This window comes from Candidatus Methylospira mobilis, from assembly GCF_009498235.1.
GTDB classification, from domain to species: Bacteria; Pseudomonadota; Gammaproteobacteria; order Methylococcales; family Methylococcaceae; genus Methylospira; species Methylospira mobilis.
In genome coordinates this window covers 3212315-3234973 of record NZ_CP044205.1, presented here as the reverse complement: position 1 = coordinate 3234973, position 22659 = coordinate 3212315, and the positions used below count along the sequence as shown (strand labels likewise).

Genomic DNA, 22659 nt, shown 5'->3' with positions numbered 1-22659 from the left:
GCGTGTTAAAAGTGGTTATGCGCCTTGATCGTTGCGTTGTCCGGACGCAGGTTATCTGGCGTCGGCGCTGCAAAAATCATGCTACCGGCCGGCTTATGCTCTCGCTGATGGCGTTACCGGGAAATAAAGCTCGGATGAATTTGCTGCTCCCGTTGTTGGGGGGCATGCTGTTCCCGTTTGCGTTTTCTCCATTCGAAGCTCCCTGGGTGGCGTTGCCTTCTCTCGCTCTGCTTTTTTTTGTCTGGCTGAATGCCAGTCCCAAGCAGGCTTTTTTGCGCGGCTATCTGTTCGGCGTGGGCCAATTCGGCATCGGCGTATCGTGGATATATATCAGCATGCACGATTATGCTGCAGCCAGTGTCCTTGCCGCCGGATTGCTGAGCGTGGCTTTTATCCTGTTTCTGGCCTTGTATCCCGCGTTAGCGGGATGGTTGTCGTCACGCTTATTCTCTCATGTATCTAAACGAGTCAGGCTTGTGATGGTTTTTCCGGGGCTTTGGATTTTGTGCGAGTGGTTTAGAGGCTGGTTTTTGACCGGATTTACCTGGCTGGAAACCGGGGGCAGTCAGGTCGATACCGTTCTGGGGCAAGGCGTGGCGCCGATTGCCGGGGTCTATGGCGCCGGTCTTGCTGTTGCGGTGATGGCTGGTACCGCAGTGCTGGCGATTGCAGCTCGCGGATCCGCACGCCATGCCTGGTTGTCGATATTACTGATCATTCCGGCCGTCAGTTACGGTTTGAGTAAGATCGAGTGGACACGCGCGGCCGGAGAGCCCTTTTCCGTTGCCCTGTTGCAGGGGAACGTGTCTCAGGATGTGAAATGGCAGGCTGAATCGCAACGTGAAACCTTGATGCTTTATCGTGATTTGACGCGCCAAAATCTCGATGCGCGTTTGGTGATATGGCCTGAAACGGCAGTACCGGCGTTTTATCATCAGGTCAAGGACGTGTTTCTGAACAAGCTGCAGCAGGAAGCGCATGCGCGCGGCAGCGATGTGCTGATAGGTATTCCCTATTTCGATTTTAGCGATAAACGGAACTACAACGCGCTGATAAGCCTGGGAGAACAGCAGGGCTGGTATTTCAAGCGCCATCTTGTCCCATTCGGCGAGTATGTGCCGTTACGCCGGGTGCTGGGATTTCTATTGGATATACTGCAGATTCCGATGGCCGATTTCACCCAAGGCTCCCCGCGGCAATCGCCGTTGACGGCGGCAGGCTTTTTGTTCGCGCCTTCGATCTGTTACGAAGATATTTTTGCCGACGATTCCCGTTTTGGCTTGCCCCAAGCCGCGTATATGGTTAATGTTACCAACGACGCTTGGTTTGGGCGCTCAATTGCGCCTTTTCAGCATGTGCAGATGGCGCGCTTGCGCGCGCTGGAGGCGGGCCGCTATCTGCTGAGAGCAAGCAATACCGGGGTTACGGCGATAATTTCGGAGCGAGGAAGTCTGCTCGGCGTAGCGCCATTGTTCGAGCGTACGGCGTTGAAAGGGAGTGTTCAACCCATGGTCGGCAGTACGCCTTATGTCCGGTTTGGGAATTTATTGGTGACATTACCATTGCTGATTGTGTTAGCCTTGCTTATCCTCAGATATAAATTTCGTTATCTGGGTAGGGGAACTGTTATGGGGAACCTCTAAAAACTCCCTCTCCCTTGTGGAGAAATGGCAAAGCTGATGCATTCAAAAATGCTGCTCAGGATGAGCGGCTAGCAGCAGTTTTGAGGAGAAGGCTGGTGTTTCTGAGTGTGTATTTTGTTGATTTCAAAGTATTACCTGAAATACGGTCTTGCTGGGAAAAGGATTTTTCGAGTTTTTAGAGATTCCCTTCGTTGAAGGCGGCTATCAATGTGATTTTTGGAAATCCAGGGATAGCCGCTATTTTGGGTGCTCGGTCTGATTTTCAGACTAGGGGGGTATCGGATGTTACGCTATAAATGGGCGAGTAAATTTTTATTCGCATTGGGGTTGTTTTTATCTTGTTTGGGTGTGCATGGCGAGGAGCTGTCAATTGTAGAGCGCAACACGGTCGAGAAACGTAAACATAAACAGATGGGAGTCGCGTCTTTTTATCACGAACGTTTTCATGGCCGGCGCACTGCGAACGGAGAGCGCTACAACAAGGATGCATTGACCGCGTGCCATGCTCATCTGCCGTTTGGAACCTTGATTCGGATAACCAATTTGCGCAACTTCAAAAGTACCGAAGTTAGAATCAACGACCATAACAGGTTAGGAGGCGGCCGCATTCTCGATATTTCCACGCGCGCAGCGCGAGAACTGGATATGATGCGTTCCGGCGTCGCCAGGGTGGAGCTTGAGGTGCTTGCCTGGGGTAATGCCGATTAGGATATGGCTAAAATAACTTCCCGGTATTTATATCCAGCCTGGTTTCCGGTGGATGCGCGGGCTTGGGGGACACGTTAACCGGTAAGGCCGCAGGCTGCCCGCCATGGGCTGAGCCTCAGTGCAACCGCCGGGCGGCATTCCGGCACAGCTGGGCATGGGAGGAAATTGCTGAGCTGAATCCTGGTAACTCTTGTTCCGTCTAAGTCGTTATCTGAGCATATCCGAACCCACGTAAAGCTCCCCAAAGTTTATCGAGGTGGCGGGGACACGGATAGCGCGTGGCAGGAGAGGGTTCGCCAAGGTCTGGTAAGCTTTGGGGTAGAACATAGCCTTATCCGGCATTGGCCTGTGGTAAAGTTGACTTAAATACTTGGAATTGACAAAATCAACCTTCAATAAACATCCTGCAGGTCTCATTATGACGCAATCATCCGAATCCATCATTTTCTCCGATACTGCTGCGGCCAAAGTCAGCGAGTTGATTGCCGAAGAAGGTAATCCTGATTTGATGCTGCGCGTTTATGTGCAGGGCGGCGGGTGTTCCGGCTTTCAATACGGATTCACGTTTGACGAGTCGGCCAATGAAGACGATACCGAAATTCAGAAAAACGGCGTGAAGGTCTTGATTGATGCAATGAGCATACAATACCTGAGCGGCGCGGAAATCGATTATAAGGAAGACGTTTCCGGCTCTCAATTCGTGATCCGTAATCCTAATGCAAGCACTACCTGCGGCTGCGGTTCTTCGTTTTCCGTGTAGGTAATGTCCTATCGAAGGGGCTGATATGTATAAATCGCGATTTATAGCCGTACTGTCGCCTCTTGCATTGCTGGGACTATCGCATCTGGTTCAGGCGGAAGCGTTGCCCGGAGATATTCCGGGAATCGACGTCCCGGCCGGTTTTCATATTACGCGCTATTCCGACCAGACCCCCAACGCCAGATCGCTTGCACTGGGTGACGATGGAACGGTTTACGTTGGCACCATGACCGAAGGCAATGTCTATGCCCTGCAGGACAGGGATCGCGATGGGCATGCCGAAACGGTGCGCACGATCATTCAGGGACTCAATGTTCCCAACGGGGTAGCCTGGTATCAGGGCGATCTTTACATAGCCGAACTGCATCGCATCATCAAGATCAAGGACGTGGTGCGTCATCTGGACGGCAACGCGTCGTTCGAGCCGGTGTATTCCGGTTTTCCGAACGAAAAACACCACGGCTGGAAATACCTGCGCGTCGGACCCGACCATAAGCTTTACGTGCCGGTAGGCGCGCCGTGCAATATCTGTCTTCCTTCAAACGAAATATTTACCGCTCTGACGCGGATGAATCCGGATGGCAGTCGTTTCGAAGTTTATGCCAAAGGCTTACGCAATTCGGTAGGCTTCGATTGGCTGCCCGGAGCCGGCGAGTTGTATGCAACCGATAACGGACGCGATTATCTCGGCGACGACGCGCCGGCGGACGAACTGAATCATGTGGCGCATGCAGGCCAGCATTTCGGTTACCCATGGTGCCATGCCGGCAATATCGCCGATCCCGAATACGGCGGGCAGCATGCCTGTGCTGAGTTCGAGCCGCCGGCCTGGAAGTTTCCGGCGCATGTCGCCCCGCTGGGCATACGTTTCTACCAGGGCAAACAGTTCCCCGCCAATTATCAAGGTCAGTTGTTTGTCGCGCAGCACGGTTCGTGGAACCGCACGCAGCCGCAAGGCTATCGCGTGGCGCTGGTGCGGTTCAAGGATGGAAAACCGGTAGCTGAAGAGGTTTTCGCCTCGGGCTGGCTGCATGCCGATGGCAAGGCTTCCGGGCGTCCGGTTGATATACTGGAAATGCCGGACGGCGCGCTGCTGGTTTCCGACGATCTGGCCGGTGCGGTCTACCGGATTAGTTACCGGTAGCGGGATGTTATATTTCTTCTATGCAGATCACTATATGACTCTTGCATCGCCGCGTGCAGATGCGGGTTTCTATCAAGAGGATAAGACTTGGAAGAAGGTCTGGCGTGACGACTACGCACAATACGCGGGTCGCTCTGAAGCATGGCAGAGCAACAATTTCGCGCTTCTGATGAATCTGACTCACGCGATTAACGAGTTCTCTGACTGTGTTCGAGCCTTCGTTGATCCGTTTTTCTTCTTAGAGAGAGGGCGACTCAGTATCTGTGACTCAATGGGGGTAACAAATATGCTGAATCCCTGCTGGATACTACCAAGTGGATATTTGGATGTGAGAGCGTGGAGCCCAACAATTCCGTCGAGCGGGACGGCCCAAGGCTGCGCTTTGGGTTCCCTCCGGCTCCGGCCGCCCCTCACGTCAAACGTTAGGCGCCACATACAAAACTCAAGCACTAACAGAAAATCATAATGGCCAATGGCTTCATCTATGTTCTGCTGAACCCGTCATTCCCCAATATGGTCAAGATTGGGCTAACCGAAGACACCTCGGAGAGACGAGCTCGCAATATTTCTTCAGCTACAGGTGTCCCGACCGACTTTATTGTCCTGTACGACATGCTCGTTAATGACGTAGATGAGGCTGAAAGAGAAATTCACGCACACTTCTCTGCCTATCGCGTTAATAAGAGAAGGGAATTCTTTTATGTGCCACCGAAACTAGCAATTTGTGCATTGATTGATATCGCACAGAAATATCCCGTCGCCCCAGCTCTACCCGCCGCAATCGACGATGCTCTGCCAATGCTTAGATCGCGATTTCCTAAGTTTCTCGATCCAAATATTTTTAGTATTCGAATGATTACCGTCCCTGGCTCATGCTACTTAAAGATTGGCAGATGCCTCAATGGGGTAGAGGAATACTCAGAGGAGGAACTTCCCCTAGAAGGACTTAAGACACCGGACACGGTTACTCCAGATGTGGTTGAGCACAACGCAACGTTGCTAGCGACATTGGATGAATACGACTGGATCATGGTTTCAGACATTTTTCCCAAAGAGGTCGCTTTACAGATTGCAAAGGAATGGGAAGGCCCGGGTGGGAAATTGGAGCAACTTAAAATCAAGTAGCACTAGGGGAAATGCAGAACGTGCTGATTGAGAACTTGCGCCTAACCCATCATTCCACCGGACCTGCGCGAAAAGCCGCGCAGGCCGGTGAATTCAGACGTGTGTGCCGTGCATGGCACGAAACTAGTCGGGTGAAAGTCCCGATACCAGGTTTACGCAGAGCCGAAGGTTAGCCAAAGGGCAAGGGCGTCGTCGCGAGGCGGGGTCTGGAGGAAGTCCAAGGCGAAATCGCGGGGCGATGAACAAAAACCGGATATGAGGCGTGATACATTCGGGGCAAGTGGGCACGTGACCATAAAGCCCTCCATCTGCGATAGGGATGTATTTTGTAAATCCGGCGTCTACGCGAGGAAAGTTTCGTGTCTTACCGCGGGAGGCCTGCCCGGTGTGCGGCAAAGCCGCACTGAGAAACGCGCAAGCGATTCTGACCGCCGGGCAGGAGTCAGCCGAGGGCATAGTAGGCTGGTTGGCCCCAGTCGAAGGCCCGAACGATGAACGACGAGGGTATCGAGATGAAGAACAACGGGATAGCATCTGACAACCGGCCTGAGCCGGGCGCGGCCCAGCCGTGCGATGAACCCGGTGTTGGAGAGTCTGAATTATCCGAGTCCGCAAACCCTGTCGGATTGCTGGAACGCGTGCTTGCACGCGACAACCTGCAGCGCGCCCTCAAGCGAGTCCGCCAGAACAAAGGCGCGCCGGGAATCGACGGCATGACCGTCGAAGAACTCCCGGTCTACCTCAAACAGCACTGGCTGGAAATCCGCGCGCAACTGGTAGCAGGCGTGTATCGCCCCAAGCCGGTATTGCGCGTGGAGATACCCAAAGCCGATGGAAAAACCCGACCGCTGGGTATACAACGGCAGTGGACCGCTTTATCCAGCAAGCCATTGCGCAAGTTGTCAGCGCGCAATGGGAACCGCACTTTCACCGTCACAGTTACGGCTTTCGTCCCGAACGCTCGGCCCATCAGGCCGTGCGCGAAATACAGAAGCAAGTCCGCGACAGCTACCGCTGGGTGGTGGACATGGACCTGGAGGCCTTCTTCGACCGCGTCAACCATGACCGGCTGATGAACCGTCTTCAACGTCACGTACCGGATCGAGCGCTGTTGCGCCTGATCAACACCTACCTGAAAACGGGCGTGCGCATCGACACCCTTATCGTACCGACAACGCAGGGCGTGCCGCAAGGCGGGCCCCTATCGCCGGTACCGGCCAACGTGGTACTCGATGAAAATGAACGAAAAAGTGCGGTGGACAGGCCATGGAACCGGAAATTTTTAGGGTTTACGCTAAGCCGGGGAGATGCCCGGCTCAAAGTGTCGGAACCGTCACTGGCGAAACTCAAAAACCGGATTCGCGACCTGACGCGTCGAACCCGAGGCCGCCGCTTGATCGACATCATCGCCGAGCTAAGAACCGCCCTGCTTGGTTGGAAAGCGTATTTCGGCATCGCCGAAGTACTGAGCCCTCTGCGGGAGATCGACAAGTGGATACGACGCCGACTGAGATGCTACCAGTGGAAACAATGGGGGAGCGCCGGATATCGGGAGTTGCGCAAACGCGGCGTAACGGTGCGGGAAGCCTGGAATACCAGCAAATCCGCGCACGGGCCGTGGCGGCTATCGAAAACACCGGCGTTGAATCTTGCGCTGCCGGCGAAAACGTTCAGCAACATGGGGCTGCCATCTTTATGCGTTACGCGCTAAAGCATGGCAGAATTGTCGATCATCGAAACGCCGGATACGTGACCCGTATGTCCGGTGTTGTGGGGGGGAGGGGCCGCGAGGCTTCTTCCTATCCCGATTAGGCAATGGATCGTCAAGGTACATAGTAAAAATGAGAGAATTAAGATGGATTGGGCGTCAGCAAAAAAACTTATTGAATCAGAAATTGTACAAAACACAGATATTAATACAAATAAGTCAGAATATCGCATAGTTAAATCTATAGACGAAGAGGTTATTACAGTACAAGTTGGCGAGTTAAATTACATAAAAGTTACTTGGGAGATGCTTGAAAACTGCTTTAAACCCATTAGTTTAGGAGAAAAATATGATGGAAACTATTTTCGCGAACATTTTCCTGAACATGCAAAGAATCATCCATGCTATGTACATGTAGTTGGGCAGATTTTTGTAAAATCTGGGGTAGCTATTGAACAAAGCGAGAAATATATTGAGGTAATTCGCTAAATACATGCGCAGCAAATAAATGATACGCACTGATTTCGCCTCTGGCTTTTCTGTTCATTGCTAGATTCAGTGTTGTTGGCTATTTCGGCCTAACGAGTAAGGTTAGATTGTGATCGCGAAGCGAGCCACAATCTGAACCGTTTGTTGGACGAGCCCGGTTGATACGAGGTTCCTATGGAAATAGCTTTTGGGGCAGTTCGGTTTTCGAGGGCGCTCGGTCATCATTCGCGCCCTTTCTATCCTTTTCATCATTGCCGTTGCAGCAACGCTTTTATTGAACCGAGCTTTCCCTGTGGAATTCTCCCGGTTTAGACCATTTTCAGGCCAGCCGCGTCCTTCCGCGCCTGAAGTCAGAGCCGGTAACGGGACGCGCGGGTGGGTGGATGCGATTACATGTTCATCTCCGCTGTTGCTGCCCGCTATCCTGCTCCTTCCGCCATTGTGAAGCGGTCGTATCCCGGTTTGATGCCGGTGCGCACGATCTTCATTTCCCCGCCACAACAAGGGCAGCATAGCGTCGGGCGTTTTTTCGGCTCCACCCATACCGGATCGGGTATCCGATTCAAGGTAAGCGTCCAGTCGTCCCGTCTACATAAAAAATAAGTCTTCCGTCATGCTTTGCATTTTCCTTGAGGAGTCGAAGCATGAATAGCATGAATAACAAGCAAGCAGAGCAGATACGCCATATCGAGCAGTGGCGAGCCAGCGGCCTGAGTCAGGTCGAATATAGCCGTCGGAACGAGCTGAAGCCGGCTACTTTCAACTACTGGGTGCGGCATCTGGATGCCGAAGCATCCGCGGTTCGCCCTCTTTCACCTTCGCGCGCCGGTTTTTTGCCGGTATCGATTGATAAAGTAGCTGAACCGGCGGCGCATGCGCTGCTATTGCGGACAAGACAGGGGTACACCCTGGAACTCTCAACGTCGACTTCTCCTCGCTGGTTGGCGGAGCTGCTGCAATGTCTGGATTGATCGCTCATCCCGTCCAGATTTGGTTCAGTGTCGCGGCGGTGGATATGCGTCGCGGCATCGACGGTTTATCAAGCCATGTGCAGCAGGTGCTGGGACATGCGCCTTGCGCGGGGTCGGCCTTCGTGTTTCGCAATCGTGCGGGTAATCGCATCAAAGTATTGCTGTGGGACGGCACCGGAGTGTGGTTATGTCAGCGCCGTTTGCACGAGGGCCGCTTTATTGGGCCGAAGGCGGGAGAGCCCTGTGTTTCTCTCACAGTCGCGCAATGGGAATGGCTGATTGCCGGGGTCGATTGACGGCGCTTGTCGTCTGTCCCGTCGGCGGATTTACGGGCTTGAACAGCGCCTGCATTTTCCGTAAAAACCTGCTGAAACCCAGCATTCATGCGGGTTTCAGCGTGACTCCCTACCGAGCATCGGGTATAATAACACCATGAATTTACAAGCTAAACTCGATCAACTGAATCTGGAAGCAGCGGCCAAAACACAGCTGGCATCGGCGATCGATTCGTTGATCGAACAGGCGCGGCAGGAAACTGAACAGCAGTTCGACGCAACGCTGAAAGCCAAGGACGATGAAATTCGTATCAAGGACATCAAGATCGAGGCGCTGACCCTGGAGCTCAGCATCCTGCGCCGCACCCGCTTCAGCGTCAAAAGCGAAGCACTGCCCGCTGTGCAGCGCGATCTGTTCGAAGACACCTGGAACGAAGACCTCTCCGCCGTTGAAGCGCAAGTCGAACAGCTGGTCGAAGAACAACCCTGCACCACCGTCGCCAGACCCAGGCGTCCGCGCGCAGGCCGTCAACCGCTGCCAGAACATTTGCCGCGCATCGAACACCGTCACGAACCGGAATCCTGCCTGTGCGGACAGTGCGGTAAAGACTTGGTCAAAATCGGCGAAGACATCACCGAACAGCTGGATGTCGAACCGGCCAAATTCTTTGTCCACCGCCATATCCGCCCGCAATACGCGTGCAAGGCCTGCGAGACGGTCAAGGCTGCGCCGATTGCACCCGCCATTATTGATGGCGGCATGGCGGCGGTCGGCTTGCTCACCTGGGTGATGATCGGCAAATACCAGGATCATCTCCCGCTCTATCGTCTTGAACAGATCGCCGCGCGCGACGACGTGATCCTGTCGCGTTCGACGCTGGCAGACTGGGTTGGTCGTGTCGGTGTGGCGTTACAACCGCTGGTAGACCGGCTTGCCTGGCATCTGTTGCAGCGCAACGCCCTACACGCCGATGAGACGCCGGTGGCGCAACTCGATCCCGGCAACGGCAAAACCAAAAAGGCCTACCTGTGGGCCTACCGCAGCAATGATCTGGAACCGGGGCCTCGCATCATCGTCTTCGACTATCAGCCCGGACGTAGCGGCGCACATGCGCGCCACTTCCTCGGCAACTGGCACGGTCACCTCATGGTCGACGACTATGGCGGTTACAAATCCCTGTTTGCTGCCGACCGCGAGGGCGCGCAGCCCTGTATCGAACTGGGCTGCATGGCGCATGCGCGCCGGAAATTCTTCGATTTGCATAAAGCCAATAGCTGCCCGATGGCGCTGGAAGCCCTGCAGCGTATTGCCAGGCTGTACGCGATAGAAGGCGAAGGCAAAACGATGGACATCGAAGCACGCAAGCAACTGCGCCAGGAAAAAAGCAAGCCCGAACTAACAGCCCTGCATGACTGGCTGATCGAAACCCGCGCGCGTACTGCCAACGGCGGCGGCTCCGCCAAAGCGCTGGATTACGCAATCAAACGCTGGCCTGCCCTGATCCGCTATGCCGACAGCGGCCATCTGCCGATCGACAACAACCCGGTGGAAAACAGCATTCGTCCTATTGCCATCGGCAAAAAGAACTGGCTGTTCGCCGGTTCCGAGCGTGGAGGTCAACGCGCCGCCGCAATACAGACCTTATTGGGCACAGCCAAACTCAATGGACTTAACCCGGCGCGCTGGTTGAAAGACACGCTGGAAAAACTGCCGGTCTGGCCCAACAGCCGTATTGATGAGTTGCTGCCCTTTGCCGTTATGGATATTAAACCGCAGGCGTAAGCGCAGGAATAGATGGTGGCGTTACGCGCTTACGATTCAAGAGCAATTGCAGCAGTTTGATCTGCCGTTTGCTGTTGGGATGTAAAAAGCCGAAGTTGCGGGCGCGGCGGAAGCCTTTGGGTAGAACGTGTTGCAGTATCATGCGTAAGAACGCGACACCGCTGACCGTTCTGCGCTCTATCTTTTTGGTTTTGCTGTTTTGATAGCGGTACGTCACCTGGTCGTTTTCGCAGCGGAGGATGTTCTTTTCCGGTATCACGCCACGGTACAGATAACGCCCCAGATAAACCAATGCCTTTTCGCCCGTGCCGACGTTTTTGCAATCAACCACCCATTTTTCCGGATAACGCCTGGGTAAGCCCAGCCCGGCTTGTCGGATGCCATCCAGCATTTTGGCGCGAAATACTTTGGCGAGGGCTTTGTGGTCGAACAGGTACTTCGCTTTTTTGGTGCGCCATAACCGCCGTTTGCTGTCAATCGCTGCGGCGGGTACGACCAGATGCGTGTGCGGGTGGTAATCCAGTGCGCGTGAGTGGGTATGCAATACGGCGACAGCCCCGGGGGTGCCTTGCAGCGCTTTGTCGTTTTGGCTGAAGCTATGTATCGTGTCCCAGGCACATTGCAGGATCAGTGGGTATATGGCCTGCTGGTTGTTCAAGGCAAGCGGGCGCAGTTCTGCCGGCAGGGTGAATGTGATCAGAAAATAGTCGCCCGGCACTAATTTTTCGACCTGTCGTTCGATCCAGCGCTGCGATTCGTGCGCCTGACAATGCGGGCAACTGCGGTGTCCGCAGGAGTGCGGCACCCGGATTTGATGTGCGCAGTCGCTGCATTCAGCCTGCATTTTTGGGCTTATGGCGCTGCGGCAGTTCCTGATCGCGGAGAGTGCGTTGCGTTGGACCGCCAGGAGTTGGCCGGTGTATTGTTGCAAAAACTCGGCTTCGAAAGTCTGAATGATATCGGCCAGCCGGATCATTTGACTTTCCCCCAGCCGATTGCGATCCGATCCATCAGCGCGTCGATGCGTGCTTTGGCATTGTCCTGGGTGCGGTGGGTGAGGCGGGTGTAGCGCGTGGTGGTGAGTATGGAGTGGTGGCCGAGAATCTGCTGCACTTCGAGCAGATCGACACCCGCTTCGATCAGGTGGGTTGCGTAGCTGTGGCGCAGGCTGTGCGGCGTGAGTTTTTTTTAATCCCGCAGGCCTGCGTTACGATACGCAAGGTGTTTTGCACACCGCCACGGTCGAGGGGCGTGACGGCACGATGGGCCTGCTTCAGACCGCCCAGCCGGTTGGGGAATAACAATATCGGGTTGCGATGGACTTGCCAGAAGCGGCGCAGTACCCGCAGAGTGGCGACGGGTAGCGGCACGAAACGATCCTTGTTGCCCTTGGCATCGCGGATATGCACACGCTGGCGCGTCGCGTCGATATCGCCGACTTGCAGCCGCAGTCCTTCGCCGAGCCGTAACCCCATGCTGTAAAGGGTATAAAAAAACACGCGGTAACTGAGTACGCGCGTGGCCGCGAAGATTTGTTGGGCTTGCTCGACCGTCACAATATCAGGCAACTGCTGCGATCTGGGCGGCTTGATCAGATCGGGCGCAACCCAGGGTTGGTGCAGCACATGCTCATAGTAAAACCTGAGGCCATAAAGGTCGAGTTTGACGGTACTCCATGAGTGGGATGCCAGCAGTTCGGCGAAATAATCGGTTAACTGCTGTTCGGTCAATGCGTCAATTTGAAACGCGAAACGCTCACCCGCCCGACGCACGGCGCGAGAATAAGCTTCGATCGTTTTGGGTTGCAAGCCATTGAGTTTAAGTCGCTTGAGAAGGGTTTGATAGTTTTGTTCGAAATCTCTGGGGAAATGTGGTTTCATTACGATACGTCCTCATGAGTAAAAAACCCCGAGCCGGGGATGAGGTTGCATTTTCATCTTTTTGAGCGTGCACTGGAATGCGAACTTGCTGGGGATGGGCTGTTTCTCCGCGTAGCGGCTTCGTCCAACCAATCATTCAAGCGGGACGCCTAACGGCGCCCCTTAATTCAAACGTGTGTGCCGTGCATGGCACGAAACTAGTCGGGTGAAAGTCCCGATACCAGGTTTACGCAGAGCCGAAGGTTAGCCAAAGGGCAAGGGCGTCGTCGCGAGGCGGGGTCTGGAGGAAGTCCAAGGCGAAATCGCGGGGCGATGAACAAAAACCGGATATGAGGCGTGATACATTCGGGGCAAGTGGGCACGTGACCATAAAGCCCTCCATCTGCGATAGGGATGTATTTTGTAAATCCGGCGTCTACGCGAGGAAAGTTTCGTGTCTTACCGCGGGAGGCCTGCCCGGTGTGCGGCAAAGCCGCACTGAGAAACGCGCAAGCGATTCTGACCGCCGGGCAGGAGTCAGCCGAGGGCATAGTAGGCTGGTTGGCCCCAGTCGAAGGCCCGAACGATGAACGACGAGGGTATCGAGATGAAGAACAACGGGATAGCATCTGACAACCGGCCTGAGCCGGGCGCGGCCCAGCCGTGCGATGAACCCGGTGTTGGAGAGTCTGAATTATCCGAGTCCGCAAACCCTGTCGGATTGCTGGAACGCGTGCTTGCACGCGACAACCTGCAGCGCGCCCTCAAGCGAGTCCGCCAGAACAAAGGCGCGCCGGGAATCGACGGCATGACCGTCGAAGAACTCCCGGTCTACCTCAAACAGCACTGGCTGGAAATCCGCGCGCAACTGGTAGCAGGCGTGTATCGCCCCAAGCCGGTATTGCGCGTGGAGATACCCAAAGCCGATGGAAAAACCCGACCGCTGGGTATACAACGGCAGTGGACCGCTTTATCCAGCAAGCCATTGCGCAAGTTGTCAGCGCGCAATGGGAACCGCACTTTCACCGTCACAGTTACGGCTTTCGTCCCGAACGCTCGGCCCATCAGGCCGTGCGCGAAATACAGAAGCAAGTCCGCGACAGCTACCGCTGGGTGGTGGACATGGACCTGGAGGCCTTCTTCGACCGCGTCAACCATGACCGGCTGATGAACCGTCTTCAACGTCACGTACCGGATCGAGCGCTGTTGCGCCTGATCAACACCTACCTGAAAACGGGCGTGCGCATCGACACCCTTATCGTACCGACAACGCAGGGCGTGCCGCAAGGCGGGCCCCTATCGCCGGTACCGGCCAACGTGGTACTCGGATGAAAATGAACGAAAAAGTGCGGTGGACAGGCCATGGAACCGGAAATTTTTAGGGTTTACGCTAAGCCGGGGAGATGCCCGGCTCAAAGTGTCGGAACCGTCACTGGCGAAACTCAAAAACCGGATTCGCGACCTGACGCGTCGAACCCGAGGCCGCCGCTTGATCGACATCATCGCCGAGCTAAGAACCGCCCTGCTTGGTTGGAAAGCGTATTTCGGCATCGCCGAAGTACTGAGCCCTCTGCGGGAGATCGACAAGTGGATACGACGCCGACTGAGATGCTACCAGTGGAAACAATGGGGGAGCGCCGGATATCGGGAGTTGCGCAAACGCGGCGTAACGGTGCGGGAAGCCTGGAATACCAGCAAATCCGCGCACGGGCCGTGGCGGCTATCGAAAACACCGGCGTTGAATCTTGCGCTGCCGGCGAAAACGTTCAGCAACATGGGGCTGCCATCTTTATGCGTTACGCGCTAAAGCATGGCAGAATTGTCGATCATCGAAACGCCGGATACGTGACCCGTATGTCCGGTGTTGTGGGAGGGAGGAGCCGTGAGACTTCTTCCTATCCCGATTAGCGAATTAATCGGCCCGAGCCCCGCAAATCGCGCCGAAGAAACACTTGTCACCCTTGCGGTCGGCGACACCGGCATCACGAACAATCGGGATCTTGAGGCTACATACATCAAATTCGATCATGGCTCATTGCCATGGACCTCAAGCCGTAATACTTGCTGCGGTGCTACATCGTCCGGTTTAATTTTATTGAAATGCACTTGCAGATAAAAAAAGTGACCACCGTGAATATGGAAACCACTCCAACGCTCAGAACCACCATCGTAAGTATCTTCCGATACGCGTAATCAATCATCGCTTGACCTGATTGCTGCGTTTGTTGAGTAAGAGTCCCGATCAGCGCGGTTAATTTAGCGACTGCGGCGGGTTCCAGGCCGGGTTGCAAGGCGCGCAGCAGCTCGGTTAAATGCTCAGCGGCGGTATCTACGCGCGCCGCCAGCACTTCATAGTCATGAACATCGAACGTTTGAGAACCCGTATGCCCGGCGTTCTCGTTCAACTGCACCGTGAGGGCTCTGAAAGCTTCGAGAGTTTTTCCGGTCGCTTCGGCCATCTTGCCGCCTTGCTCGAAGACGCTGCCAAACTGCACCGATAGTGCAGTTAAACCGGCTTGAGCCGAATTGAGTTCAGCGATCAAATTTTTCCGCTCGCTACGGATCAATGAAGGAGCTTGCTCCAAGACCCCGCCAATTCGCACTCCTGCCGCTGCAATTTGCTCGGCACTCGACACCATGGCTTTAACTTCCGGCTGCTCGATCGATTGAGCGGTAAGCTGCTCCAGCTGCCAAGCGATAATCTGCGGCATTCGTTTACTGAGAAACAACGTGCGCTCTCCAAATAAACGCGTTTCGGTCAACTCTTTTGCTGCGGGATCCAAGCTCGCTAACGGATCGATATCGAGCAGCGTAAAGACACTTTGCTTATTTGTCGCCTCTTTCACTTCCGTATCGGAAAGAATTTGATTGACCAGCGATATGCTGGCAAAACCGCTGCTATTCTGTTGAGTACGGCTTCCGATTTTACGCCATTGTTCAATGGCCTGACGCAGCTGCAGACGCTGCTCCGCCGTCAGCCACTGCGAAGCGATCTCCCATATGTTTTCCTCGCGATCGCGAAGCACAGCCAGCAGGGGCATTTCATCCATGCCGTTCTGACTCGGCGTCCAATTTTCTCCGACCATTATGCGCATGGTGCTCACATACACCACCATGTTGATTAAATTGATCAATGAATTAGCGCTGGTCGCCAGCGACAGCATATCGGAAGTCAACTTTAGATTGAGTGCGACTTGCTGTTCGCGGGACAGCGCCACGCCGTCACGTTTGAGTTTGCCGGTTGATTGCGAGACGCTGCCGACATAGCTGTCGGTAAACCTGAGTAGACTATCTTGTAGAGCGACCAGATCGACAGGCTTGGCCGGTGTTTGAGCAGTAAACAACTCATTCATGTTTTTCACTGGCCATTCAACGGCTTTCTGCATCAATGTGCAGCTGGATGTCATAACAACCAATACAGTAATCAGGCTCAGCTTCGCAGTAAGATACACTCTGCTCCACACAATTAACTTTGAATCGTATGACATGGTAAAATATTAAATTAAATCAATGCACAAGATTATTGGGAGGGTAAGTAAAGTGGATGTCATTTTGGGTTGCGCCATCATTAAGGAGTATCCATTTCCATGGTTTCTTTATATCTTTGATAAAAATCAGTGGTATAGGTATCCCTGTTTGAGCCGCTATTCTTAAGTCTACTATTTATTATTTTTAATGTTTTTTTGAACAGATCTCCATGTTTGTGAGGATCATATTCGGTTTCGTCGCTGAAAGATTCTTCGCGAAATAATTTCCTTATTTCCTGTATGCCTGTAGGGGGTTTTTTATCGCCGAAAAACTTCTGTCCTTTTGTGCTCCAGTGATCGCTTTTTATTTCTACGTGTAACTGTTTAAGTATTTCCAGTCTGAACATCTTCCAGTCTATGTCGTAGCATAATAATGGACTGTCTTTTTGTTTATTATTATAGTCATCATATGATTCCGGGGTAATAATGAATTTATTGTTTATTCGCTCTTGATTTTTTTTGAAAAATTCAAATTTGTCTCCCGGAGACATCTTTGCTAATTGGAGTTCGCCGAGTTTATGGTGGAGGGGAAATCTTTGTATTTGGGTTGTCCAGACCTTTTTTTTATATCCAACCAGATGTATTTTTTGAAGTTGTTTCGCAATGAATTGCTCATATAGTGAGGACATTAGAATTTCTTTTTCTCCGTTTATGTCTGCCGCGTAGCAAACACACAATTGCAGTGTAAGCCTTCTTTTTATAAACCCACTCCTTATTTCATATACTCGCTCCTCGTCGTCGTGGCCGGCTTTCATTGGTATGTATTTTTGTAGGAAGGTTGCAATAAGATCTGGGGTTATACTGCTAAGATCTTTATCAATGCTATTGTTAGTGGCGGGTGATATGGTAGCCTCCTTTTTACTTCCATGTCCGATTATTATTATTTTTGAAAACGGTGTTAGCTCACCCAGTGCATTGTCTGGAGGATTCATCAATGTTATGGGGTCAAGGCGTATATAATCGGCTTCATGAGATTTGAACTTTGTGAAGCTAATATCCCTCTGCTTCCGTAAAATGTTAGAACAGGCTAGTTCACAATCTAAAATCACGTATCTATCGTACTTCATGTCTTCCTCGCCTAATGAGCTGCTAAAAAACAAGCGCGACATCAATTGCTTTCATGTTTATTATTTTACAGTTATTTTTTATTTAAACTGTAACGGTTTTTAATTAACAGATCCTAATCAACTTAATTCTTTGAGGGAAAATCTGGACTTTCTGCGTGCTGCCAATGCTAGAGTAATACCATCAGGATATTTATATCCATAGAATCCAAGTCAAAGGCGCGCTGCTTCAAACTGCCGCGGTAAATTTACGAACGGCTATCCAGCCACCGAATTACCCCATGACCCGCAGCGCGGCCGCTCGCCAGACAGGCGGTCAGCAGATAGCCGCCGGTCGGCGCTTCCCAGTCCAGCATTTCCCCTGCGCAAAAAACGCCCGGCAGCTGTTGCAGCATTAGCGATTCGTCCAACGCTTCGAAGCAAACGCCGCCGCCGCTGCTGATCGCTTCGTCCAGCGGGCGGGTGGATAACAGTCTGACCGGGAGCCGTTTGATCAGTTCGGCCAGATATTGCGAGTCGCTCCAGTCCTCGGGCGATGAAACTTCGCGCAGCAGCCCTGCTTTTGCGCCGGTCAGCCCGGCGCAACTGCGCAGGTGGTGCGGCCAGGATTTTGCGCCGCGCGGTTTTGCCAGCGCTTTTTGCAGCTTCAGGCTGTCCTTGCCCGGCAATAAGTCCAGATAAACGACGGACTCCCCGAAGGTTTGGATTTGTTCGCGCAGCAGCGGACTGTATGCGTAAATCAGGCTGCCCTCCAGACCGGTGGCGGTAACGGTCAGTTCTCCCATGCGCGAGGCGTAGCCGCCATCGCCCTGCATGACCGACAGCGCGACCGGTTTCAGCGCTTGGCCTTGAAAGCGCTGACAATAATGATCGCTCCAATCGGTATCGAATCCGCAGTTCGACGGCACCAGATCGGCGATAGCGATACCGCGCGATTTTAACAGCCCAACCCACTGGCCGTCGGAGCCGAGCCTGGACCAACTGCCGCCGCCCAGGGTCAGCACGGTCGCATTCGTGTTAACGGTTTGTTCGCCATGCACGGTATCGAACAGCAGTGCTTGATGGTTTTTATCCCAGCCCTTCCAGCGGTGGCGCATGTGGAACTGCACGCCTTCGCTGCGGAGCCTGCGCAGCCAGGCGCGCAACAATGGCGCCGATTTCATCTCGCTCGGAAAGATACGCCCGGATGTGCCGGTGAAGGTGCCGATTGCCAGTTGCTTCAGCCATTCGGTGATTGCCGCTGCATCGAAATTGCGGATCAAGGGTTTGAGCCGGCTTTGCCGGTCGCCGTAACGCGTCACAAAATTGTCGAAGGCTTCCGAATGAGTAATATTGAGTCCACCCTTGCCGGCCATCAACAGTTTGCGTCCTGCCGAAGGCATGGCATCGAAGACATGCACCCGGTATCCGTTCCGTATCAGCACTTCTGCGGCCATCAGTCCAGCCGGACCCGCGCCTATAACGGCAATGGAGGCGTTTTGCATGACCACCGCTATGTCTGCTGCAAGGGAATCGTAACCAGGAAAGTCGTGTTCAGTCCGAGCCGGCTTTCTATTTCTATGTCGCCGCCGTGACGTTCTACCGAACGTTTGACGATACTGAGTCCCAACCCTGTGCCGGAAATGTTGCCGACGTTTCCGGCGCGGTGGAAGCTTTCGAACAAGTGCGGCAAATCCTCCTCAGGGATTCCTATGCCCTGGTCGCATATTTTGAAAACCACGGCATCGGCGTTACAGGCAGCGCCGAATGAAACCGTCCCGCCATGCGGCGAATACTTGATGGCGTTGGAAAGCAGGTTGCTGAGGATATGCCGCAGCAGTTTTTCATCCATGCATACCTCCCTGCATAGGGGGGGAGAATAGGCAAAGCGGATATTGCCGGGGGCGGCGCGGCGAAACTCTTCCAGCAACCGGTTGCAGAAAGTGCTCAATTCCATGGGCTGGGGGTTGAACTCCATGCGCCCGGCGTCGGCTTTGCCGATGATCAATATTTCGTCCAGCATGGCGGTCATGCGTTTAACGGCTGTTTGTATGCTGTTGAGTATTTCGCCTCTTTCTTCAGCCGGGAGACGGTCGTGGTAATGCTGCAACAGTTCAGTGGATGACAGTATCGTACTGAGCGGCGTGCGAAACTCGTGCGAAGTCATCGAAACAAAGCGGTTTTTGAGTTCGTTGAGCTGGCGTTCCTTTTCCAGCGCATTGCGAATTTCCCGTTCCTGGCGTATACGTTCGCTGATATCTTCCGAAGTCCAGATGGAGCCTTTGGACAAATCGTCCGGATCGATGGCTTTGCCGGAAATCTGGCACCAGAATTTTGTCCCATCCTTGCGCAGCATTTCATACTCGCGCCGAAATACCAACCCTTGCGCAAGCATGGGGTAGGCGAGTTTTCCGACTTCGTCAAATGATTCGGGAGTGGCGAACTGCGATTCCGCTGTCAGGCCGACACGTTCGTTCCTGTCAAAGCCGAACAACTCTTCCATTTTACGGTTTGCCCACATCATGCGGCGATCCTTGTGCAGGGAAATGCCGATTTCCGAGTTTTCGAGTATGACGGCGCGCTCGGTTTCCGCCTGCGCGCGGCTGGATGCTTCCAGCGCCAGAGCAAGCATCGTGGCGATTGACGATGCGAAATCGACTTCTTCCGGCGTCCACAGGCGTGCGTCGCCGACCTGTTCGTGGCATAAAATCCCGACTATATTGCCTCGAAACCACACGGCGACATCGAGCATGGAAAAGATAGCGTACGGTGTAAGGTAGGATGGCGTGAAAGCCCGGGTTGCCGGATGAGTGCGCGCGTCATCGGCGATCAATGTCTGCTGTTGCAGTATGGCCGCGAAGTAATCCGGGAAATCCTGTTTCAGGAGGATTATCCCCGCCGCTTCCGGATCGGGTTCGCCGCGCGAGTTTAGAAACAGCTGCTCGCATTCGATACGGCTTTTGTTCCCGGCCAGCCGCCAGAAGCTGACGCGCTCGACATTCAGCGCGGTTGCCGCCGCTCCCAATATTTTGGTCAGGGCATGCCTGAAGTCGCTTTTGTCGAGGTGAGCCAGTTCCACGAGTACATCGCGCTGGTGGCGTATTTGCTCCGTCCGGGCTCTGATCCGCGATTCCAGTTCCTGGTTGAGCAAACGGAACTCGTCTTCGGCTCGTTTGCGTTCGCTGATGTCGCGGGCAACGATGAGAATATTGCGTATCCGGCCGTTTTCGTCGCGTATCACGCTGGACTGGGACTCCATGTGACGTATTTCGCCGCTGCGGAACAGGTAACGGTACTCGGTACGCTGACCTTGACCGCTGGCAATGACTTTCTGGAAGATGCTCTTGATACGCGCTCTGTCATCGGGATGAACGTGATCGAGCGAAACTGCGCTCTCGTCGCTCAGATCTCCTAATACCCGCCGGTAGGAGGGGCTTTTATAAACGGGCAGCCCTTCGGTATCGAGCACCATGATCAGGTCGTCCATATTTTCCGTGATCAAGTGGAAAATATCTTCGCTTTCGCGAAATTTAAGCTCGGGACTGGAACCGGATTGAGCAGTCATTATTTGATAGTCCGGTTTTTCCGTTTGCTCCAGAGGGAGATAAAATCGATAAGGAAAAACAAACATTTTATCATACTGAGACTTGCATTGCGGTTGTGAGTCAGTTCCTATCCATCTCCCGGTTGCAACTGTCTTCATTCGGCATGACGGCTCATGGGTCAGTTCGAATACGGGTGGAGTGTGCTATCTTAATTGGATATTCCGGTTTTTTAAATCGGCGGAATGCAATATTAGTGTGCCGATAGCATCATGAGCAGAATTCTGATAATAGAAGACGAAGTCGATATACGCAATAATCTGCTGCGCCTGCTGCGCGTGGAGGGTTTCGAAGTGATGGGCGCGGAAAACGGCCGAGCCGGATTGGCTTGCGTCCGCAGTTTTTGTCCTGATCTCATCATCAGCGATGTGGGCATGCCTGAACTGGACGGACATGGCGTGCTTGCGGCTCTGCGCGCCGATCCGTCCACCGCATCCATCCCGTTTATTTTTCTGACGGCTATGGCGGACCCGCAGGATTTCCGCGCGGGGTTGAAGCTGGGCGCGGATGATTATTTAACCAAGCCTTTTACCAGGGGAGACGTGCTGGATTCCATCCATAGCCGTTTCGCGCGTCAGAACGCGGTTGCCGTGGGGTTGCGGCAGCAATTGGATCAACTTAAGTCGGAATTGCGGCAGCACAGCCATATCGATGCAGTAACCGGCTTGAAAAACCGTTTTGCGCTGGCGGAAGCGTTCGTCGAACTGGCTGCCCGGAATGTTCCGTTAACGGCTGTCTGTGTGGGTCTCGACCGTTTTGTCGAAATCAGCGCCGGCCTCACTCCGGCTGGGGCGGACGCCTTACTGGTGCAGATCGCCGGCCGCTTGATGGAAACGGCCCCCAGCTCCGGCCAGATCTGCCGTCTGGCCGGTGGAACTTTCCTGCTGGTATTATCGGACCTATCGGGCTGTATGCTGGATAAATCCATGGACGCTCTACGTCACGCAATCCGTCAGCCGTTTTTTGTAGAGGAAAAGAAAATTATTCTGACGGCGAGTATCGGTACGGCCCGATACCCAGACCACGCTGAACAACTGGACAGACTGGTAGGTAATGCGCAGGCGGAAATGACGCGCGCGCGCAGCCAGGGCGGAGATAACTGTTGCCATTACGATCCCGCGGTTTCCATGCCTCCGCAGGACAGACTGGATATGGAAAGCGCGTTACATCAGGCCGTTGCCGCCGGAGAACTGTTTTTACAATATCAACCGCAAGTGTGTCTGACGAGCGGGGCGGTGATCGGCGTGGAAGCGCTGGTGCGGTGGCGGCATCCGGTTGTGGGGTTGATTTCACCTGCGCGTTTTATCCCTCTGGCGGAGGAAAACGGCGCTATTCTGGAGATTGGGGAGTGGGTGATGCAAACAGCTTGCCGACAGGCCAGGCTTTGGATGGATGCCGGTCTGCCCAGACTGAAAATGGGCGTCAATATTTCGGCGCGGCAATTACGCCAGCAAGACCTGGTGGCGCTGGTGGAAAAAGTGCTGGGTGAGACCGGCCTGCCCGCCGAATATCTGGATATTGAAGTGACGGAAAGCGTGCTGGTGCATAACGCTCAATTGGTCGCTGCCGTGCTCGGCCGGATCAAGGCGCTGGGTGTGAGCGTTTCCATCGACGATTTCGGTACCGGTTATTCCAGCATGGCTTATTTGCAAAAGATGCCGTTCGATAAACTCAAAATCGACCGCAGTTTTATCAGCGGCTTACCCGATGAGCAGAACGCGGCAATAGTCCGCGCCTTATTGGCCATGGCGAGCCAGCTGGGTATGGAAACCATAGCCGAAGGCGTGGAAACCGGGGAAGAGTTATCGTTTTTAAAAGAAGCCGGTTGCGGGCAGCTGCAAGGTTTTCTCTTCAGCAGGCCCTTGTTTTGCGACGATGTTGTAGCGCTGATGCGCCGCTCCGAAAGCTAGTTGCATCCATGCCGCTACCGGTATGGGAAGCGGCATGCGGCGCGGGTGCAGAATAACTAATGCTGGACGGAAACTCTACAAGCCTTGTTCACTAAAGGTTTCAGACAAAATC

Annotated in this window: 21 protein-coding genes and 2 pseudogenes; 13 read left to right on the top strand and 10 right to left on the bottom strand. The window is 53.9% G+C overall.

The annotated features are described in order from the left end of the window. The first annotated feature begins 134 nt into the window (after nt 1–134). From lnt to F6R98_RS14705, 5 genes are all read left to right on the top strand, one after another. A complete protein-coding gene (gene lnt / locus F6R98_RS14725; RefSeq protein WP_194269961.1) occupies nt 135–1643 on the top strand; it encodes an apolipoprotein N-acyltransferase in 1509 nt (502 codons plus the stop codon). Nucleotides 1644–1925: 282 nt separating this feature from the next. Next, nucleotides 1926–2351, top strand: coding sequence for a septal ring lytic transglycosylase RlpA family protein (locus F6R98_RS14720; RefSeq protein WP_153249692.1), 426 nt, complete (start codon nt 1926–1928; stop codon nt 2349–2351). A gap of 418 nt (nt 2352–2769) precedes the next feature. Then, the gene (gene erpA, locus F6R98_RS14715) at nt 2770–3111 is read left to right on the top strand and encodes an iron-sulfur cluster insertion protein ErpA (RefSeq protein WP_153249691.1); all 342 of its coding nucleotides are present in this window, start codon (nt 2770–2772) and stop codon (nt 3109–3111) included. A gap of 25 nt (nt 3112–3136) precedes the next feature. Beyond that, on the top strand, nt 3137–4255 hold the full coding sequence (locus F6R98_RS14710; RefSeq protein WP_194269960.1) for a PQQ-dependent sugar dehydrogenase: 1119 nt from the start codon (nt 3137–3139) through the stop codon (nt 4253–4255). 465 nt (nt 4256–4720) lie between these two features. After that, nucleotides 4721–5380: a GIY-YIG nuclease family protein gene (locus F6R98_RS14705; RefSeq protein ID WP_153249690.1), complete on the top strand. Its 660-nt coding sequence runs from the start codon at nt 4721–4723 to the stop codon at nt 5378–5380. A gap of 599 nt (nt 5381–5979) precedes the next feature. Here F6R98_RS14705 and F6R98_RS22115 read toward each other — a convergent pair. Then, complete coding sequence (locus tag F6R98_RS22115) at nt 5980–6240, bottom strand: hypothetical protein (protein ID WP_228124891.1); 261 nt, start codon at nt 6238–6240, stop codon at nt 5980–5982. Between the two features lie 5 nt (nt 6241–6245). Here F6R98_RS22115 and F6R98_RS14700 point away from each other — a divergent pair, with 5 nt between their 5' ends. Both F6R98_RS14700 and F6R98_RS14695 read left to right on the top strand, forming a co-directional pair. Next, nucleotides 6246–7091, top strand: coding sequence for a reverse transcriptase domain-containing protein (locus F6R98_RS14700; protein WP_228124892.1), 846 nt, complete (start codon nt 6246–6248; stop codon nt 7089–7091). Nucleotides 7092–7235: 144 nt separating this feature from the next. Continuing rightward, the gene (locus F6R98_RS14695; RefSeq protein WP_153249689.1) at nt 7236–7577 is read left to right on the top strand and encodes a hypothetical protein; all 342 of its coding nucleotides are present in this window, start codon (nt 7236–7238) and stop codon (nt 7575–7577) included. Between the two features lie 419 nt (nt 7578–7996). On the opposite strand, the pseudogene F6R98_RS14690 reads toward F6R98_RS14695, so the two are convergent. Next, nucleotides 7997–8149, bottom strand: a pseudogene (locus F6R98_RS14690) (IS91 family transposase); the annotation flags it as partial. Between the two features lie 72 nt (nt 8150–8221). Here F6R98_RS14690 and tnpA point away from each other — a divergent pair. From tnpA to tnpC, 3 genes are all read left to right on the top strand, one after another. Beyond that, a complete protein-coding gene (gene tnpA, locus F6R98_RS14685; RefSeq protein ID WP_153249229.1) occupies nt 8222–8548 on the top strand; it encodes an IS66 family insertion sequence element accessory protein TnpA in 327 nt (108 codons plus the stop codon). After that, on the top strand, nt 8536–8844 hold the full coding sequence (tnpB, locus tag F6R98_RS14680; protein ID WP_153249230.1) for an IS66 family insertion sequence element accessory protein TnpB: 309 nt from the start codon (nt 8536–8538) through the stop codon (nt 8842–8844). The genes tnpA and tnpB overlap by 13 nt, the downstream gene beginning before the upstream one ends. A gap of 169 nt (nt 8845–9013) precedes the next feature. Continuing rightward, the gene (gene tnpC, locus F6R98_RS14675) at nt 9014–10606 is read left to right on the top strand and encodes an IS66 family transposase (RefSeq protein ID WP_153251037.1); all 1593 of its coding nucleotides are present in this window, start codon (nt 9014–9016) and stop codon (nt 10604–10606) included. Between the two features lie 37 nt (nt 10607–10643). On the opposite strand, the pseudogene F6R98_RS14670 reads toward tnpC, so the two are convergent. The 4 genes and pseudogenes from F6R98_RS14670 to F6R98_RS22110 form a co-directional block, all read right to left on the bottom strand. Then, nucleotides 10644–11582 (bottom strand): annotated as a pseudogene (locus F6R98_RS14670) (IS91 family transposase); the annotation flags it as partial. Beyond that, nucleotides 11579–11746, bottom strand: coding sequence for a hypothetical protein (locus F6R98_RS22530; protein WP_265588152.1), 168 nt, complete (start codon nt 11744–11746; stop codon nt 11579–11581). The pseudogene F6R98_RS14670 and the gene F6R98_RS22530, both read right to left, overlap by 4 nt. Next, entirely contained in the window at nt 11746–12486 is a 741-nt protein-coding gene (locus tag F6R98_RS14660) for a tyrosine-type recombinase/integrase (protein WP_153248777.1), read from the bottom strand. Before F6R98_RS14660 ends, F6R98_RS22530 begins: the two co-directional genes overlap by 1 nt. Before the next feature lie 673 nt (nt 12487–13159). Beyond that, the gene (locus tag F6R98_RS22110; RefSeq protein WP_228124891.1) at nt 13160–13420 is read right to left on the bottom strand and encodes a hypothetical protein; all 261 of its coding nucleotides are present in this window, start codon (nt 13418–13420) and stop codon (nt 13160–13162) included. Between the two features lie 5 nt (nt 13421–13425). Here F6R98_RS22110 and F6R98_RS22105 point away from each other — a divergent pair, with 5 nt between their 5' ends. After that, nucleotides 13426–13797, top strand: coding sequence for a reverse transcriptase domain-containing protein (locus F6R98_RS22105; RefSeq protein ID WP_228124890.1), 372 nt, complete (start codon nt 13426–13428; stop codon nt 13795–13797). A gap of 85 nt (nt 13798–13882) precedes the next feature. Then, entirely contained in the window at nt 13883–14272 is a 390-nt protein-coding gene (locus F6R98_RS14650) for a group II intron maturase-specific domain-containing protein (protein ID WP_153249686.1), read from the top strand. A 265-nt stretch (nt 14273–14537) separates the two neighbouring features. Here the strand turns inward: F6R98_RS14650 and F6R98_RS14645 are convergent, their stop codons facing one another. The 4 genes from F6R98_RS14645 to F6R98_RS14630 form a co-directional block, all read right to left on the bottom strand. Beyond that, nucleotides 14538–15953 (bottom strand): hypothetical protein, encoded by a 1416-nt coding sequence (locus F6R98_RS14645; protein ID WP_194269959.1) that lies wholly within the window; start codon nt 15951–15953, stop codon nt 14538–14540. A gap of 80 nt (nt 15954–16033) precedes the next feature. After that, nucleotides 16034–17059, bottom strand: coding sequence for a hypothetical protein (locus tag F6R98_RS14640; protein WP_153249684.1), 1026 nt, complete (start codon nt 17057–17059; stop codon nt 16034–16036). A gap of 245 nt (nt 17060–17304) precedes the next feature. Further along, a complete protein-coding gene (locus F6R98_RS14635; protein WP_153249683.1) occupies nt 17305–18540 on the bottom strand; it encodes a TIGR03862 family flavoprotein in 1236 nt (411 codons plus the stop codon). Nucleotides 18541–18548: 8 nt separating this feature from the next. Next, complete coding sequence (locus F6R98_RS14630) at nt 18549–20600, bottom strand: PAS domain-containing sensor histidine kinase (protein WP_194269958.1); 2052 nt, start codon at nt 20598–20600, stop codon at nt 18549–18551. 249 nt (nt 20601–20849) lie between these two features. Between F6R98_RS14630 and F6R98_RS14625 the strand changes: the two genes are divergently transcribed. After that, entirely contained in the window at nt 20850–22547 is a 1698-nt protein-coding gene (locus F6R98_RS14625; protein WP_153249681.1) for a putative bifunctional diguanylate cyclase/phosphodiesterase, read from the top strand. The last annotated feature ends 112 nt before the right edge of the window (nt 22548–22659 follow it).